13 protein-coding genes are annotated in these 17,313 nt (G+C 53.9%); 8 read left to right on the top strand and 5 right to left on the bottom strand.

Annotated features, from left to right (window positions below; translation table 11 throughout):
• The first annotated feature begins 75 nt into the window (after positions 1 to 75).
• A complete protein-coding gene (locus AL479_RS17450) occupies positions 76 to 4,962 on the top strand; it encodes an autotransporter outer membrane beta-barrel domain-containing protein (protein ID WP_061076979.1) in 4,887 nt (1,628 codons plus the stop codon).
• 44 nt (positions 4,963 to 5,006) lie between these two features.
• Here AL479_RS17450 and AL479_RS17445 read toward each other — a convergent pair whose 3' ends face one another.
• Complete coding sequence (locus tag AL479_RS17445) at positions 5,007 to 5,561, bottom strand: TetR/AcrR family transcriptional regulator (protein ID WP_061076978.1); 555 nt, start codon at positions 5,559 to 5,561, stop codon at positions 5,007 to 5,009.
• A gap of 81 nt (positions 5,562 to 5,642) precedes the next feature.
• Between AL479_RS17445 and AL479_RS17440 the strand changes: the two genes are divergently transcribed.
• Both AL479_RS17440 and AL479_RS17435 read left to right on the top strand, forming a co-directional pair.
• On the top strand, positions 5,643 to 6,851 hold the full coding sequence (locus AL479_RS17440; RefSeq protein WP_061076977.1) for an MFS transporter: 1,209 nt from the start codon (positions 5,643 to 5,645) through the stop codon (positions 6,849 to 6,851).
• Positions 6,852 to 7,664, top strand: a complete 813-nt coding sequence (locus tag AL479_RS17435; protein ID WP_061076976.1) for a Cof-type HAD-IIB family hydrolase — start codon at positions 6,852 to 6,854, stop codon at positions 7,662 to 7,664.
• A 100-nt stretch (positions 7,665 to 7,764) separates the two neighbouring features.
• On the opposite strand, the gene AL479_RS17430 is transcribed toward AL479_RS17435, so the two are convergent.
• Positions 7,765 to 8,997, bottom strand: coding sequence for an MFS transporter (locus AL479_RS17430; protein ID WP_061076975.1), 1,233 nt, complete (start codon positions 8,995 to 8,997; stop codon positions 7,765 to 7,767).
• 295 nt (positions 8,998 to 9,292) lie between these two features.
• Here AL479_RS17430 and ybjG point away from each other — a divergent pair, with 295 nt between their 5' ends.
• The gene (gene ybjG, locus AL479_RS17425) at positions 9,293 to 9,901 is read left to right on the top strand and encodes an undecaprenyl-diphosphate phosphatase (protein ID WP_061076974.1); all 609 of its coding nucleotides are present in this window, start codon (positions 9,293 to 9,295) and stop codon (positions 9,899 to 9,901) included.
• A 71-nt stretch (positions 9,902 to 9,972) separates the two neighbouring features.
• Complete coding sequence (gene deoR, locus AL479_RS17420) at positions 9,973 to 10,731, top strand: DNA-binding transcriptional repressor DeoR (protein WP_061076973.1); 759 nt, start codon at positions 9,973 to 9,975, stop codon at positions 10,729 to 10,731.
• A 48-nt stretch (positions 10,732 to 10,779) separates the two neighbouring features.
• On the opposite strand, the gene dacC is transcribed toward deoR, so the two are convergent.
• The gene (gene dacC, locus AL479_RS17415) at positions 10,780 to 11,982 is read right to left on the bottom strand and encodes a serine-type D-Ala-D-Ala carboxypeptidase (protein ID WP_061078001.1); all 1,203 of its coding nucleotides are present in this window, start codon (positions 11,980 to 11,982) and stop codon (positions 10,780 to 10,782) included.
• 247 nt (positions 11,983 to 12,229) lie between these two features.
• Between dacC and AL479_RS17410 the strand changes: the two genes are divergently transcribed.
• The gene (locus tag AL479_RS17410; RefSeq protein ID WP_061076972.1) at positions 12,230 to 12,856 is read left to right on the top strand and encodes a glutathione S-transferase family protein; all 627 of its coding nucleotides are present in this window, start codon (positions 12,230 to 12,232) and stop codon (positions 12,854 to 12,856) included.
• Between the two features lie 227 nt (positions 12,857 to 13,083).
• Positions 13,084 to 14,163: a cellulase family glycosylhydrolase gene (locus AL479_RS17405; RefSeq protein WP_061076971.1), complete on the top strand. Its 1,080-nt coding sequence runs from the start codon at positions 13,084 to 13,086 to the stop codon at positions 14,161 to 14,163.
• On the opposite strand, the gene AL479_RS17400 is transcribed toward AL479_RS17405, so the two are convergent.
• Positions 14,135 to 15,262 carry a PQQ-dependent sugar dehydrogenase gene (locus tag AL479_RS17400; RefSeq protein ID WP_061076970.1) on the bottom strand — a complete coding sequence of 376 codons (1,128 nt, stop codon included), beginning with the start codon at positions 15,260 to 15,262 and terminating at the stop codon, positions 14,135 to 14,137. The genes AL479_RS17405 and AL479_RS17400 overlap by 29 nt on opposite strands.
• A 106-nt stretch (positions 15,263 to 15,368) precedes the next feature.
• Positions 15,369 to 15,752, bottom strand: a complete 384-nt coding sequence (bssR, locus tag AL479_RS17395; protein ID WP_043001249.1) for a biofilm formation regulator BssR — start codon at positions 15,750 to 15,752, stop codon at positions 15,369 to 15,371.
• A gap of 230 nt (positions 15,753 to 15,982) precedes the next feature.
• Between bssR and rimO the strand changes: the two genes are divergently transcribed.
• On the top strand, positions 15,983 to 17,308 hold the full coding sequence (gene rimO, locus AL479_RS17390; protein WP_061076969.1) for a 30S ribosomal protein S12 methylthiotransferase RimO: 1,326 nt from the start codon (positions 15,983 to 15,985) through the stop codon (positions 17,306 to 17,308).
• Positions 17,309 to 17,313 lie beyond the last annotated feature (5 nt).

Raw genomic sequence — 17,313 nt, 5'->3', positions numbered from 1 at the left:
CTGGATAAATCATTCGTTTTCATCACTCAAGGATAATACATCATTATCCTGAATTAGATTTACAGGACGTAAAAAATGAATCGTAGCTATAACATTATCTGGAGCCACGCGAAAAATATGTTCGTTGTCGCGTCTGAACTCTCCCACGGCAACAGCAGAATCAAAAGTCAGGTTCGTGCATCAGGATTAGGCATGGCATTGATGCTCGCCGCCACGGCCTCTATGGCTGCGGAATTAGGGCCGCAAAGCGGCGCCAGTATTGCTTTACAGGATGGCGATGTGGTCACATCAACCGAGGGAGGCATTGGCATAGACAGTACCGAAACCGGTGGCAGCGGTGTGCAAATCGACGGTCATGCCACGGTGAACGTGAGCGGTGATTCCGGTTCCATAGGTATGAAGTTGGACAATAACGAAACGAACAATCTGGGTTCCGGCACGGTCATCAATGTCGTCGACACAGGGACGATAACCAATAGCGGTACCTTTGGTATCGATATTGATAAAAATAATCCGTTAACGGCTATTGACGCTGATAATCTTCAGATTAATGTCAGTGCACAGAAAAGCGCCTATGGTATTTATGCGTACAATACTCAAGGCTTGATTAATTTAGGGAAAAATAGTGTCATAACCGTAAAATCCGCGACAAGTAATGCCTATGGTATTTACTTAAATAACAATGATGGTAATTTTAGTGCTGATAATGCGACGGTTAATGTCACTGTTGATAAAGGCCAGGCTTACGGTATTTACCTCGATGAGTCTGAGGCGAATCTTGGGGATAATACACATATTGCGCTTAACAGTAATTCATCGGCTACCGGATTAACCCTCAAACCAGGCAGCGCTCTGAATGCCAATAACCTCAAAATCGATATTACCGGTTCAGGTTATAGTTTCAGTGGCATTCAGGTCGTCGGTGACAGCACTGCGGATATTGGCGCAGGCAGCAGCATAAATCTTTCAGGAAATATCAGTTATAGCTATGGCATAAGTGCGTCGACAGGCTCGTCATTTACGGCAACCGACCTTGCCATCACGTCCACAACCACCTACTCAGGGAATTCTTATTTTCACGGCGTCGATATCTCTGGCGGCTACGTTGACCTCGGCACGGGTTCAACTATTAGTGAAACGGGATACACCAGCGGCTTCGGCATCATTCAGTCTTCTTACCCGGACGCCATCTTCAAAGCCGACGACCTGACAATAGATGTCACCGGTGCCAATGTTTATGGGATCCAACAGGAAAGTGGCACGATGGATCTGGGTTCAGGCAGCAGCGTCAGTGCCGACGGCTCATCCACGACCATCTGGATCCTTGGTGGAAGTTTCACCGCCGATGAACTCACGGTAAAAACCGCGCAGTCTACCGGTATCACAGCACAGAGCGGCGACGACTCGCTTGTCGTTTCCATCGGGGCTGGCAGCATTGTGGACGGCCGGGAGGTCGGTGCCAGCGGCAAGACCAACGGTATCTGTATCGGTTATGACGGTTTGGGGGGGAGTGAAACAGGCGTCTTTAATTTCAACGGTACCGCAGATAACCGCAATACCATTTATGCCGTCAATGGCTATGGCGCCTCGGCCCAATTTTCCGGACAAACATTGAATATCTCTAATACCGACATCATCATGAGCGGCGACAAGAGAACCTATGGCCTGTGGGCCATAGGTGACTATAGCTTCACCGATGCCGGGATCATCAATGGTGAGAACCTGACCATCGACATGACTGCGCTAGAAGAAAACGGCTATGGCGTGGTTGTCCAGCAAGGCGGTATCGTAAATTTGAGCGGCGACACAACGATCCTCACTGATAACGGTGTCGCCATCTGGAACCCGAAAGTCACCAACAGCAGCACGCCTAATCTGGTTTACCAGGGGGGCACCATCACCGGCACGGGGAAAATGGATATCGTCGGCGATATTGTAAACAGCGGCTGGGGATATATTGATCTCACGATGGATGCTGGCTCTTATTTTGAAGGCGCGACATCGATAAACCAGGACCTGGGTCCAGATAATTCCTCGTTGGTTATCTCGATGGCGGCACAATCAGAGTGGCAAATGACAGGCCCTTCCTCATTGAGTACGCTTGATAACGGGGGAAAAATCATCTTCTCTGAGGACAGCGACAATGGCGTTCTGAGCACGCTGGACGCTGATAAAATGACGCTGGAAAAAAGTAGCGAGCTGGATATCAACCTGAGCACCATCCCTGACTCAGCACTCATCACCGGTAATGACATCACCCTGGCGGGAAATTTGCAGATTTCTGCCCCCGACACCAGCGACATCACCTCAGATACACAACTTCAGTCATTCACCCTGATTGATGCCAGTAGCGCCATCAAAGGAAACTTCGATACGCTTTCAATGGGTCAAAATAGTGTGGATTACCTGGCGTTAGGTGGCTGGATCGATCCCGATGACAACACAAAATATGACGTTGGCGTTGGCTTAAGCTGGTATGCGGGTAATACGCTGTCGTCTACACCCGCACATGGCACTTTCACATTGGACGCAGGCCAAAGCTTCGAGGTTACCCAAACGCTCGCAGACGTAGATGCACAAAGCGCAACCGGCTGGGATGGCAGAACGCTGAGTAAAAAAGGGGATGGTACGCTTATCCTTTCTGGTAACAACACCTACAGCGGTGGTACGCACATCGACAGCGGGACGCTGGTCGCGACAGACACTGACGCCCTGGGGAGTGGGGATATTGATAACAGCGGCTGGCTTCTGCTGGATGCGGAAGGTCAGTTTGCGCTGACTCAGAATCTGATCACCCACGCCGGTGGCGTCACACAAATTGCCGAAGGAAGCTCGCTGCAGGTCGATAGGTTGATCCAGGATGAAGAAAGTACGCTGGATATCAGTCTGGATCTCTCAGCCAGCGCGCCGGTAATTATCGCGCAAGAAGCCAGTCTCGATGGAACGCTCAATATTTCCGGCATCACAGGAGAACCTGATTATAGCGGTGAAGTCACCATTATTGATGCCGAACAGGCCATCAGCGGTAGTTTTGATCAACTCACCGTCGCCGGAATGCCAGCCGATCAGGTGGATTTCATCACCGTTGAAGGGCGCATCAGCCGGACCGACAATACGCAGTATGAACTGACCTATGGGTTGAACTGGTACGCTGACAGCTATAACGCCCTCACCCCGGCACACGGTAACTTTACGATTAACGATGCAAACGAGAGTTTTACGCTTGCAACACCACTGACAGACGTTGCGCCAGACAGCGCCACTGGCTGGGATGGAAAATCACTCGATAAAATGGGGGACGGCGCATTAATCCTCAGTGCCAGTGAAACCTACAGTGGCGACACGCTCGTTGAGGAAGGTACGCTCTGGCTGGCAGAGGACGCTTCTGTCGGCGTAACCGACAGCGATCAGAATGTTGATATCGCACAAGGTGCGACCTTTGGCGGCAGCGATCGGTCGGTGGTCAATGGCAATATTAGTAACCAGGGAACGCTGCGCTTTGACGATACGGTGACCGTCAACGGCGATGTGACCAACGACGGTGAACTTCTCAGTGGTACCGGTGATGCGCCGGTCACCAGCCATGGCTACACCAGCAATAACTCACCCGACAGCACACTGATCATTAACGGCAATTACACCAGCAATGGTGGCTCCTTAACGCTCAATACCCAACTGGGGGACGATAGCTCAGCCAGCGACAAACTGATCGTCAACGGCAACACCGCTGGCGACACCACGCTGTATATCAACAATGCGGGCGGCGACGGTGCGCAGACAGACAAAGGTATTGAAGTCGTGGAAGTCAGCGGAACCTCGGACGGTACCTTTACCCAGGGCAACCAGGTACAGGCCGGATTATATGAATATCGGCTGTATGAGGATAGCGGCGACTGGTATCTGCGCTCAGCAGCGGAAGACAATGGCGGCGGCGATGACGACAATGGCGGTGGCGACGACGATGGTGGAGATGACAACGGCGGCGGTGATGATAACGGCGGCGACACACCCGTCACCCCACAGTACCGCCCGGACATTGGCGCTTATCTTGGCAACCAGTGGATGGCACGCCATCTGCAGATGCAGACCCTCTACGATCGCGAAAGCAGTCAGTATCACTCCACAGACGGTAGCGTCTGGGCGCGTTTCAAAGCGGGTAAGGCCGAGTCAACAGCGGCTGATGGTAATATCGATAACGACCATCATTACTCTCAGTTCCAGTTGGGAGGAGATATCGCCACATGGAGCAATGGCCTACAGAATCTGAACGTCGGTGTAATGGGTAGCTATATCAACGCCGATACCGACAGCACCGGCAACCGTGGCGCAGACGGTAGTCAGTTCACCGCATCCGGTAATGTTCAGGGCTACAACCTTGGTCTGTACGCCAGTTGGTTTGCCGACGCGAAAACCCACAGCGGTGTCTATATCGACAGTTGGTACCAGTACGGTATTTTCAACAACAGTGTCGATGATGGCAGTATCGGCCGGGAAGATTATGACTCCACGGCCAGTGCCGTCTCGCTGGAAACAGGCTATCGCTATGATATTGCACTCGACAGCGGCAATACCGTCAGCCTGATACCGCAGGCTCAGGTGGTCTGGCAAAACTATGATGCCGACAGCGTGACCGATCAGAGTGGAACGTACATCGATGGTCAGCACAGCGACAGCTGGAACAGCAGAACCGGTCTGCGTGTCGAGGGGAAATTGCATTCAGGCGCCAACCTCATCCAGCCTTTTGCCGAGATTAACTGGCTGCATTCTACTGACGATAACGTAGTTTCGTTTGACGATGCACAAGTGAAACAGGATCTACCGGCCAATCGCGGCGAGCTGAAGCTGGGTGTTCAGGCAAATATCGCCAGTCAGTGGAGCGTGCGCCTTCAGGCCGCTGGACAGACGGGGGATAACGGATACAGCGATCTGAACGGGAGTCTGAATATACGCTATAACTGGTAATCGTCCTGAACAATGCTCTTCGCTGCCTGGCGGAGAGCATTCTGTTACCGCACGGCGTTTCGTCTGGCGATCCGCCCTACCATCTCACGAATTTCTGTTTTATCCAGCGGCGTCCGGTCAGTCACAAAATGCAGCGTCATCCCTTCAATAAAAGCGTCCAGCGCCCGGGCGGTAATAGGATCAAACCACTGCTCAAGGGTTGTCTGACTGGTTTGCATCCAGTCCTGCATCACACTTCGTAGCGCCGGTTTACGATTCATCATCGCGTACAGCTGATACATCAGCTCCATATTACGCGGCGTCGTCACTTCTGAACTGTAAATGAGGGTGGTGATCGATTCGCAGGCCATTTCCGGCCCGGTCACCCCGGCAAAAAAGTCACGATATTGCTGCGCCATATCGCGCGTAAAACGCGTGAACGCCTCTTCAATCAACGAGTCCATACCCTCGAAGTAATACGTCATCGATCCCAGTGGAACCCCTGCACAGCTGGCGATTTTACGATGCGTTACAGCACTGATCCCATGCTCAGCAATTGTCTCCAGGGTTGCCTGAAGTATCCGTTCCCGGCGCTGCGGATCGTTTGGTCGTCTGCTCATAAATTCCCCTTCCGATTTATGTACAAATGTACACAAACTTGCTAGTGTTGTCGCTATTGTTGTACTTCTGGTGCTTCCCTGATGACATTGACTTCCTCCCGCAAAGCCCTGCAACGCCGAACCTGGGCGCTTTTTATGTTCTTCTTTTTGCCCGGCCTACTGATGGCCTCCTGGGCCACGCGTACGCCTGCCATTCGTGACACGCTTTCGGTTTCGACGGCGGAAATGGGGGCCGTGCTGTTTGGTCTCTCGATTGGTTCGATGAGCGGCATCCTTTGTTCGGCCTGGCTGGTGAAACGATTTGGCACACGAAAGGTGATTCGCACCACCATGTCCTGCGCGATTGTAGGGATGCTGGTACTGAGTCTGGCGCTTTGGCTCACCTCCCCGGTGCTGTTTGCGCTGGGTTTAGGCGTATTCGGCGCCAGTTTTGGTTCCGCAGAAGTGGCGATCAATATTGAAGGGGCGGCCGTCGAACGTGAGATGAACAAAACCGTGCTGCCGATGATGCATGGTTTTTACAGCTTCGGCACGCTGGCGGGCGCAGGCGTCGGGATGGCGCTGACGGCCTTTGGCGTCGCGGCAACCACGCATATTGTGCTGGCTTCGCTGGTGGCGATTGCGCCGATTTTTATTGCCATCAAAGCGATTCCCGACGGGACGGGCAAAAACGCCAGCGATGGTTCTCATCACCAGGAAAAAGGCGTCCCCTTTTGGCGCGATATTCAGTTGCTGCTGATTGGCGTTGTGGTGCTGGCGATGGCCTTTGCTGAAGGGTCCGCCAACGACTGGCTACCGCTGTTGATGGTCGATGGTCACGGGTTTAGCCCGACTTCCGGATCGCTGATTTACGCAGGGTTCACGCTCGGGATGACCGTCGGGCGCTTTACCGGCGGCTGGTTTATTGATCGCTACAGTCGTGTGGCGGTAGTTCGCGCCAGCGCCCTGATGGGCGCGCTCGGTATTGGTCTGATTATTTTCGTCGACAGCGCCTGGGTGGCTGGCGTCTCCGTGATACTGTGGGGCCTGGGCGCATCGCTCGGTTTCCCGTTAACCATTTCTGCGGCCAGCGACACGGGACCGGATGCGCCGACGCGCGTCAGCGTCGTGGCAACCACCGGCTATCTGGCGTTTCTTGTTGGCCCTCCGCTGCTGGGCTACCTCGGCGAACACTATGGTTTACGTAGCGCCATGCTGGTGGTGCTGGCGCTGGTGCTGCTGGCCGCCGTTGTCGCCAGAGCCGTCGCCAAACCAAATTCAACTACGCAAACTGCGATGGAGAAGGGATAAATGGGTATTAAGTTAATTGCAGTCGATATGGATGGCACCTTTCTGAGCGATCAAAAGACCTATAATCGCGAACGTTTTCTGGCGCAGTATCAGCAGATGAAAACCCAGGGCATTCGTTTTGCGGTCGCCAGCGGCAACCAGTATTACCAGCTCATCTCTTTCTTTCCTGAGATTGCCCATGAGATCTCCTTTGTCGCCGAAAACGGCGGTTGGGTGGTGAGCGAAGGCCAGGATATCTTCAATGGCGATCTGGCGAAATCCGATTTTACCGCCATCGTCGATCACCTGTTGACCCGCGCCGATGTGGAAATCATCGCCTGTGGTAAGAACAGCGCGTATACCCTGAAAGAGTACAACGACGAAATGAAAGCCACCGCTGGCATGTACTATCACCGCCTCGAATTCGTGGATGATTTCGACAATATCAATGACGTGTTTTTCAAATTTGGCCTGAACATCTCTGACGACCGGATCCCGGAAGTTCAGCAAGCGCTGCACGACGCCATTGGTGATATCATGGTGCCTGTTCACACCGGCTATGGCAGCATCGATCTCATTATCCCCGGTGTACATAAAGCGAACGGTCTGCGTCTGCTCCAGCAGCGCTGGGGAATTGATGATAACGACGTGGTGGTGTTTGGCGACGGCGGCAATGATATTGAAATGCTGCGCCAGGCGGGCTTTAGTTTTGCAATGGAAAATGCGGCGGATGCGATTGCGAAGGCCGCGAAATATCGTGCAGGCTCAAACAACAAAGAAGGCGTCCTCGACATCATTGATTGCGTCCTGAAGAACGAAGCGCCGTTTAATTGACGACGACTGGCGTCATTCAGTAGGCCGGATAAGGTGTTTACACCGCCATCCGGCTTTATTACCTGACGGCGGTGCGCTTAGCGGGCCAACAATGTCGCGATTACCCTTCCCGCGTATTCCCGACCTGTTTATCTTTCAGGAAGATAAACATCAGCAGCAGCCACAGAATGCCGTTTGCCAGGTTAAACAGGCTGAACAGGCCGTTCCCTCCGCCTAAATAGGCGTACTTGCTCAGTTCAATCCCGACGGTAAAGATCAGCATTTGCAGCATTCCCATCGCCGCAGAGACCGTGCCTTTACTCATGTCGCTGGCGAACAGCGTGAGGCGCACCAGCCCAGCGTTGGCCACGCCGATGCCGAACGCGTATACGCTCAGCCCCGCCGTCATCCACAGATACGCATGGGATGCGACTACCGTTGCCACTGCGGCGATCATCAGCCCCAGCACTATCGGCCAGCCGCCCATGATGATCAGCGAACGCACCGTACGTCGTGCCGTCAGGCGCGCCAGTACCAGGTTCCCGGCAATCAGCGCGCCAAAAATCGGCACCTGCAGCAGGCCATACTCGTAGCTACTGAGCTGCTCGCCGCTAATAATGATTATCGGTGACTGGGCAATCCAGGCCAGCAGCGGCAGGCTGACGAATCCCAGCGCCAGCGCGCCAGCGACAAAACGCCCATTTTTCAGCACCAATCTGTAATCACTACCCAGCGCCTTCAGGGATAGCGGCTCGCCGATCCGCGTGGCGGTCTCCGGCATCGCCCGCTGCAGACCAAAGAACGCGATCGCCGCCAGTGCAGCGAACAGCACAAACATGCCTTCCCACGGCAGGACATGCACCCAGGCCGCGCCCACCAGCGGTCCCAGCAGTGGCGCTATCAACGCGACGTTCGCCATCAGGGCGGTGATTTTAATACACACCGCCTCTTCAAAGGACTCCTGGATCGCCGCATAACCCACCGCGCCAATAAAGCACAGGCTGATGCCCTGTAAAAAACGCAGCAGTGTAAATTGTTCAATGCTTTGCGCCAGCAGCGTCGCCAGGCAGGTGACAATAAACCACACCACGCCCGCTAGCATCACCGGACGACGGCCAATGCGATCCGACAGCGGCCCTAACAGCCATTGCAAAAACATACCGCCGGCCAGATAGGCGGTCATGGAAGTCGGTACCCAGTCGATCCCCGCCTGATATTGTTCCACCACCGCCAGCATGCCGGGTTGGATCATATCGTTACCAATGTAGGTAGAGAATTCGTAGAGCACCAGACAGAGAGGGAAAAGCAGCGCCTGACGTCCAAGACGGGCACCTTGTTGTAAACGGTTTTGCATGCAATCTCTTCGACAATAAAAAATCGCGCAAAGTGTAATGAAAGCGCCTCGCCTGAGATAGTGAATTATGCGTGGCAAAAGCAAAATGCGCACATTTTTACCGGCTCATGAAAATCCGCCTCTGGGTTTAAGGTTAATCTAAGTTGACGCGGTTATGCTGAATGAAAAATCACGAGCGATGTCTGAAACACCTTCATTTTACAGGTAAATAAGACAATCCCTCTTTACCCCGTGGACGGACACTTTTATTCTCGGCCTGCCTGGATTTTCATTAAACGAACTGAGTCTGACTGCTATGCTGGAAAATATTAACTATTCGCTGTTCTACTTCATCAATGCCACGCCGGACTCGGCATCGTGGATGATTTCCCTCGCCATTTTTATCGCCAGAGATCTGATCAATATTGTCCCGCTGTTAGCCGTTGTTCTCTGGCTGTGGGGACCGCGTGAACAGGTTTGCGCGCAGCGGCAGTTGATCGTCAAAATGGCGATAGCGCTGGTCGTTAGCCTGCTGATGTCCTGGCTCATGGGACACCTGTTCCCACACGATCGTCCGTTTGCCGATCACATTGGCTACAATTATCTCCAGCATGCGGCAGATGACTCGTTCCCCAGCGATCACGGCACGGTGATATTTACCTTCGCACTGGCGTTTTTGTTCTGGCATCGTCTCTGGTCCGGCGTTCTGTTGATGGTGTTGGCCGTAACCATCGCCTGGTCCCGCGTCTATCTTGGCGTGCACTGGCCGCTCGACATGCTCGGCGGACTGCTGGCAGGGATGATCGGCTGCCTGAGCGCGCAGATGATCTGGCAAAAATTCGGTCCGGCCCTCTATCGTGGCCTGCAACATTGTTATCGCATCTGCTTCGCCCTGCCGATTCGTAAAGGCTGGGTACGTGACTAGACGAAGGAAAAAAGAGTAATATTAAGCGCTCTGAAAGAGACAGAGCGCTTAATTATTCATCCAGGGGAATTATGGAAACACGTCGCGAAGAGCGTATTGGTCAATTGCTGCAGGCACTGAAACGCAGCGATAAACTCCATCTTAAGGAAGCCGCGACCCTGCTGGGCGTCTCTGAAATGACCATTCGCCGCGACCTGAATAACAACAGCGCGCCGGTGGTGCTGTTAGGCGGCTATATTGTGCTGGAACCCCGCAGCGCCAGCCACTATCTGCTCAGCGATCAAAAATCCCGCCTGGTGGAAGAAAAACGTCGCGCGGCGCAACTGGCGGCAAGCCTGGTACAGCCGCATCAGACGCTGTTTTTTGACTGTGGCACGACGACGCCGTGGATCATCGAAGCGATCGATAATGATATTCCGTTTACCGCCGTCTGCTATTCCCTGAATACGTTTCTGGCGTTGCAGGAAAAACCGCTGTGTCGGGCGATCCTCTCCGGCGGCGAATTTCACGCCAGCAATGCGATTTTCAAACCGCTTGATGCTCAGGAAACCCTGAACAATATCTGTCCGGATATCGCCTTTTACTCCGCTGCCGGCGTTCATATCAGCAAAGGGGCGACCTGCTTTAATCTGGAAGAATTGCCGGTAAAACACTGGGCAATGTCGATGGCGCAACATCACGTGCTGGTGGTCGATCACAGCAAATTTGGCAAGGTCCGTCCGGCGCGGATGGGGGATTTAAAACACTTTGACGTCGTGGTCAGCGACTGCTGCCCTGACGATGAGTTTGTCAGCTTCGCCAAAGCGCAGCGAATTAAGCTAATGTACTAATGGCAATTTGCCGGACAGGCATCAGCGCTGTCCGGCAATTATCAGGGCTTAAGAGAACCAGCTACCGAACCACTGATGGAATTTCATCAGCACGAAATCCCACATCCGGCCAAAGAATCCGCCCTCTTCTACCGCTTCCATCACGATCAGCGGACGCTGTTCAATCGACTTGCCGTTCAACTGGAAGTCAATCGTCCCGACCACCTGGCCTTTTTTCAGCGGCGCGGTGAGCTGCGGTTCAGTCAGCGTAAAGCTGGCTTTCAGGTTTTTCAGTTGACCACGTGGAATGGTCACGGAACCGGCTTCGCCTGCCCCCAGATTCACCTCACTCTTATCACCAAACCAGACGCGCTGGGTCACGAAGGTGGCATCCGGTTTGATTGGCGTTACGGTCTCAAAGAAGCGGAAACCCCAGGTCAACAGTTTTTCTGATTCATTAAAGCGGATACGGTCAGTTTTGGTGCCTAATACCACCGAAATCAGACGCATATCGCCCTGGGTGGCCGACGCGACCAGATTGTATCCGGCTCCCGCCGTGGTGCCTGTTTTCATGCCGTCAACGTTCAGGCTGGAGCTCCAGAGCAGACGGTTACGGTTGGGCTGGCGAATCTTGTTAAAAGTGAACTCTTTCTCTTTATGGATCGCATACTCTTCCGGCACATCGTGGATCAGTGCTTTACCCAGCAGCGCCATGTCGCGCGCGGTGCTGAACTGGCCCGGCGCATCCAGACCGTGAACCGTCTGGAAAGTGGTGTTCGTCAAACCAAGCTTTTTCGCATAGCCATTCATCAGACCGATAAATGACTCCTGACTCCCAGCGACGTAGTCTGCAAGCGCGATACAGGCGTCGTTGCCGGACTGAATAATCACCCCTTTATTGAGATCGGAAACCGCCACCTGATCGCCGGGCTTCAGGAACATGACCGAGGAGCCGCGCAGCGCCGGGTTACCGGTTGCCCAGGCGTCTTTGCCTATCGTCACCATGTCGGTCAGTTTAATTTTTCCCGCCTTGAGTGCCTGCCCCACCACATAGCTGGTCATGATTTTCGTCAGACTGGCAGGATCCAGTTTCTCATCGGCATTGCCTTCTGCCAGCACCTTACCGCTGGCGTAATCCATTAAAATCCACGCGCGCGCATCGACGCTCGGCGCGTCAATGGTCTGTTCCGCCGCCATCACCGTCGGCGCAAAGAGAAAGAGAAGTGCTGAACCCGCTGCAAAATTACGAAGGGAAGAAACGTATTGCGTCATAAATGCCACCCGAGTATCCATTCAAAAAATATACGTCATACCACCGTATAATAAGTGCGGTGAGTAATAACGCACTAAGAAGCGTAAGGGAACCGTAAGTTGGTAAAGTTTTTAAAGTTTATGCAATAACCCCCCGCTATGCCGCCACGGAGAGGAATTTTTTGTTGGCTGTTGCGTAAATGTTGGGTTTATCTCACCATGTGGAGTGAACGCAGCCCTGAGGCTGTCCATTTTTTGAGGGGTAATTATGATTACGCTGTGGGGCCGGAATAACTCAACCAACGTCAAAAAAGTGTTGTGGACGCTCGAAGAACTGGAATTACCGTTTAATCATATCCTGGCGGGAGGACAGTTTGGCCTGAACCATGATGCCGATTATCTGGCGATGAACCCGAACGGTCTGGTGCCTTTGCTGCGTGATGATGAAAGCGACCTGCTGCTGTGGGAATCCAACGCCATCGTGCGTTACCTGGCCGCGCAGTACGGACAAAAACGTCTGTGGGTTGAGGCCCCGGCGCGTCGGGCAGAAGGCGAAAAATGGATGGACTGGGCGAATCAGACCTTGAGCCCGGCACACCGTGTGGTGCTTTTTGGCTTAGTGAGAACACCGCCGGAACAGCGCGATAACGCCGCCATTGATGCGGGGGCGAAACGCTGCGACGAGCTGTTTGCGATCCTCGATGCGGCGCTGGCCGACCAACCCTGGTTCTCGGGCAACGAATTTGGCACCGGTGATATCGCCATCGCGCCGTTTGTCTACAACCTGTTCAACGTGGGACTGACGTGGACACCGCGTCCGCATCTTGAGCGCTGGTACCAGCAACTCAGCGAGCGTCCGGCGTTTCGTAAAACAGTCATGATCCCGGTCAGCTAAGCCGTTCAGACGCGCGGCCTGTCGCCGTGCGTCTGTTATTCACTAATAACCCATCACTCACATCCATACAATTTGTCTTTTTATTTCAAAGCATTATATCTCCCGCATGCTCTCTCAAAATACGAAACTGAATTCGTGATGCGCTTTGCAGAAAGTCGCGATGGCCGTTGCCGCGAGGCCGAAGCTAATAAACATTAGCAAGCAAACGATCTGCATGGAGACCAACGATGCCGCAACAATGGAGCACCACCCGGGCGCAGTCCTGGTATGAACATCATGGATGGGCGTGTGGGTTCAATTATCTGCCACGAACCGCTGTCAACTGGAACGAGATGTGGCAAGCCGACACCTTCGACTTACCGGTCATCGAACAGGAGCTCGCCTGGGCGGAAAGCTACGGCTATAACGCTCTGCGGACCAACCTGCCGTTTATCGTCTGGCAACACGACCGGGAGGGATTACTGGCGCGGATTGACGCGTTTTTGGAGATCGCCGCACGTCACCGGATTCAGGTGATGCTGACGCTGATGGATGATTGCGGCTTTTCCGGTGATGAACCGTGGTTCGGTCCGCAGAAAGCCCCCACGCCCGGGGTACATAACAGCCAGGCCGCTGCCAGTCCAGGCAGAGCCATTGTGATGGATCCCGACCAGTGGCCGCAGGTCGAAGCATACGTTCGCGATATCCTCACTCACTTCGCCAGGGACACGCGCATTGCAATCTGGGATTTGTACAATGAACCGGGCAACCGGGGAGTTTTCCTCTCCCCGCAAGAGTACGCCGAAGCGGATGTGGCGCTGGAAGAGTATGCTCTGCGGCTGGTACATGCCGTTTTTCGCTGGGCGCGCAGCGTTGATCCACTGCAGCCGTTAACCATCGGCGCCTGGCATGTGGATAACGAGCGCCGGGGCACGTTTAAGCATCCCATTGACGTCGCAGCGCTGGAACTCTCGGATATCATCAGCTATCACGCCTATGTTCCTGCGGCCAGGCAGTCAGACATCCTGCATGCCCTTTCTCTTTATGGCCGCCCGGTCTTGTGTAGCGAATGGCTTTCTCGCCATACCCACTGCGTGTTCAGCGAGCAGCTTCCGCTTTTTAGCACTTTTAACACCGGTTGCTATCACTGGGGGCTGGTGCAGGGGAAAACGCAGACCTGGATCCCGTGGCCCGGCGTTAATAAATCTCACCCGACCCCACAGTCGCTGTGGTTTCATGACGTACTGAAGCCTGACGGATCCCCCTGGTGCGAGGAGGAAATGCAACTGGTGAAACGACTTACGGATTCCCGGCAGAACGGGGGCTGACTTTAAGCAGCTCGCCGTCGGACTCGTCGGTTAAGACATACAGATAACCGTCGGGCCCGACGCGTACGTCGCGGATCCGCTGTTTTCGCTCACCCAGAATGCGCCCCTCTTCAGTTACCGTATTGCCATTCACGTTCATCACAATCACATTCTGGTCTTTCAGTGCGCCAATAAACAGTTTCTGCCGCCACTGAGGGAAAGTATCGTGGTCATAAAATGCCATCCCGCTGACGGCAGGCGATTTCTGCCAGTAGAAAATGGGCTGTTCGGTGCCCACCACCTTTTCACCCTGCGCTTCCGGGATCTTAAATCCGCTGTAGTTGATGCCCCAGGTCGCCAGCGGCCAGCCATAATTTTTCCCTTTTTCGGGGATATTGATCTCATCTCCACCGCGTGGCCCGTGCTCATTGAGCCACAGCGTATCGCTCCATGGATTCATCGCCATCCCCTGCGGATTGCGGATCCCATAAGACCAGATTTCCGGGCGCGCGCCAGGCTGATTAACAAACGGATTGTCCGGAGGGATTTTTCCCTGATCGGTCAGACGCACCACTTTACCCTGCAGTTTGTCGAGATCCTGTGCAGTTGGCCGTTGGTTGTTTTCCCCCAGCCCAATGAACAAATACCCATTGCCGTCAAACACCAGTCGTCCGCCAAAATGATTGCCGGTTGAGAGTTTTGGCATCTGCCGGAAGACCGTCTGGAAGTTTTCCAGCCGCGAAAGATCGTCGCTGAGTCGACCATAACCCACCGCGGTTCCCGCGTTGCCCTGCGCATCGGCCTGCGCAAAACTGAGCCAGACGCGCCGCGACTGGCTAAAGTCCGGTGCCAGCGCCACGTCCAGCAGACCGCCCTGCCCGCTCGCCCACACCGTTGGTACGCCAGGGATCGGATCAGAAAGCCCTTTATCGGCCTGCCAGTGACGCAGCTGACCGCCCCTCAGGGTGATCAGCATGCCGTTGTCGCCCGGCAGAAACGCCAGCGCCCACGGATGATCGAGTTTGGTTTGCAGTACCTCAACATTGACCGCAGGCGTTTCTGCCTGACTAAACCAGGGGAAAATGAGCAATGTCATTAATGGGATAAGCGAACGACGCATAACGCCTCCTTGTTGACTCTGGTTAAAGCGTAGTCAGCGAGAAACGTCAGGGAGGCATTTTTACAAAAACTTAACGATGAAAGGGGGAGTCGCCTCCCCCCTTAAATCAGGCATCTTCAAGCGTTGAATGAGCCTGCAGACTCTGAATGCTCAGGGTTAAGGTTGTCAGGCAGGTATTGAGTTTTTCTGCATTGACGGCAATAAAGTTCGGACAGTCGTGGTGTCCGCTCATCAGGCACACCGCCGCAGCGGCGAGTGCACCTTCGGCATGGTGCAAGGCATCCCATTCTTCCTGATCGAGATGCAGATTCAAGCGCAACGATTTATCGTGCAGCTCGCGGTTCAGTTCGAAAAAGTTCTCACGTAGATGATCATTCTCGCTGACTGACATGTATCCTTTCGCCATCCTTAGCTGCAGATACGCAGCGAGGTCGATCCTGGCGTTGATGAGCTTATTCAGCAGATCGGTTCTCAGTCTGTCAACGAACATACTTCGTTCCTCCTCTTCCAGCCATGGTGCAACATAATAGTATGGCTATTTTTTGTACAATGTGATGCCTGAGATCAATAATTCACCCAGCATTAACATAATTTACAAAGTCGCTATAAGCCGATGCGGACTTTCCCGCGCTTATCGGGTGAGATAGCAATACAATTTTTGTGCGGAACTCTGTAGAATCCCTGCCCTGAACATTCCAATAACTGAACAATTTTTAAGCTATGAGCAAAGTAACCCACCAGCCGAAAATCGGCTTCGTTTCCCTCGGCTGTCCGAAAAACCTCGTCGATTCGGAACGAATCCTGACTGAACTGCGTACCGAAGGCTACGATGTCGTCCCGAGTTACGACGACGCCGATATGGTGATCGTCAATACCTGCGGTTTTATCGACAGCGCAGTACAGGAATCACTGGAAGCCATTGGCGAAGCGCTGAACGAAAACGGCAAGGTGATCGTCACCGGCTGTCTGGGCGCGAAAGAAGATCAGATCCGTGAAGTCCATCCGAAAGTGCTGGAAATCACCGGGCCACATAGCTATGAACAGGTTCTGGAACATGTTCACCACTACGTGCCGAAACCGAAGCACAATCCGTTCCTGAGCCTGGTGCCGGAACAGGGCGTGAAGCTGACCCCGCGTCATTACGCCTACCTGAAAATTTCTGAAGGCTGCAACCATCGCTGCACCTTCTGCATCATCCCGTCCATGCGCGGCGATCTGGTTAGCCGTCCAGTTGGCGATGTGCTGAGCGAAGCAAAGCGTCTGGTCGATGCCGGAGTGAAAGAGATCCTCGTGATTTCTCAGGACACCTCCGCCTACGGCGTGGATGTGAAGCATCGTACCGGGTTCTATAACGGTGAACCGGTGAAAACCAGCATGGTCAGCCTGTGTGAACAGTTGTCTAAGCTGGGGATCTGGACGCGTCTGCACTACGTTTACCCGTATCCGCATGTTGACGACGTCATCCCGCTGATGGCGGAAGGTAAAATCCTGCCGTACCTGGATATCCCGCTTCAGCACGCCAGCCCACGCATTCTGAAGCTGATGAAGCGCCCTGGCTCGGTTGACCGCCAGTTGGCGCGCATCAAGCAATGGCGCGAAATCTGTCCGGAGCTGACCCTGCGCTCAACGTTTATTGTTGGTTTCCCGGGTGAAACGGAAGACGATTTCCAGATGCTGCTCGACTTCCTGACAGAAGCGCGACTCGACCGCGTAGGCTGCTTCAAATACAGCCCGGTAGACGGCGCTGGCGCCAATGAGCTGCCGGATCAGGTACCGGAAGACGTGAAAGAAGAGCGCTGGAACCGCTTTATGCAACTGCAACAACAGATCTCCGCAGAACGTCTGCAGGAGAAAGTCGGTCGCGAAATTCTGGTGATCGTCGATGAAGTCGACGAAGAAGGCGCGATTGGTCGTAGCATGGCCGACGCCCCGGAAATCGATGGCGCAGTCTATCTGAACGGCGAAACTAACGTGAAGCCGGGCGACGTGATCCGCGTGAAGGTGGAAAACGCCGACGAGTACGATCTGTGGGGCACGCGGGTTTAACGCTC

It is taken from the genome of Citrobacter amalonaticus, from assembly GCF_001559075.2.
GTDB classification, from domain to species: domain Bacteria; phylum Pseudomonadota; class Gammaproteobacteria; order Enterobacterales; family Enterobacteriaceae; genus Citrobacter_A; species Citrobacter_A amalonaticus_F.
The sequence above is the reverse complement of the archived record's forward strand: the minus strand, read 5'-3'. Positions and strand labels throughout refer to the sequence as shown.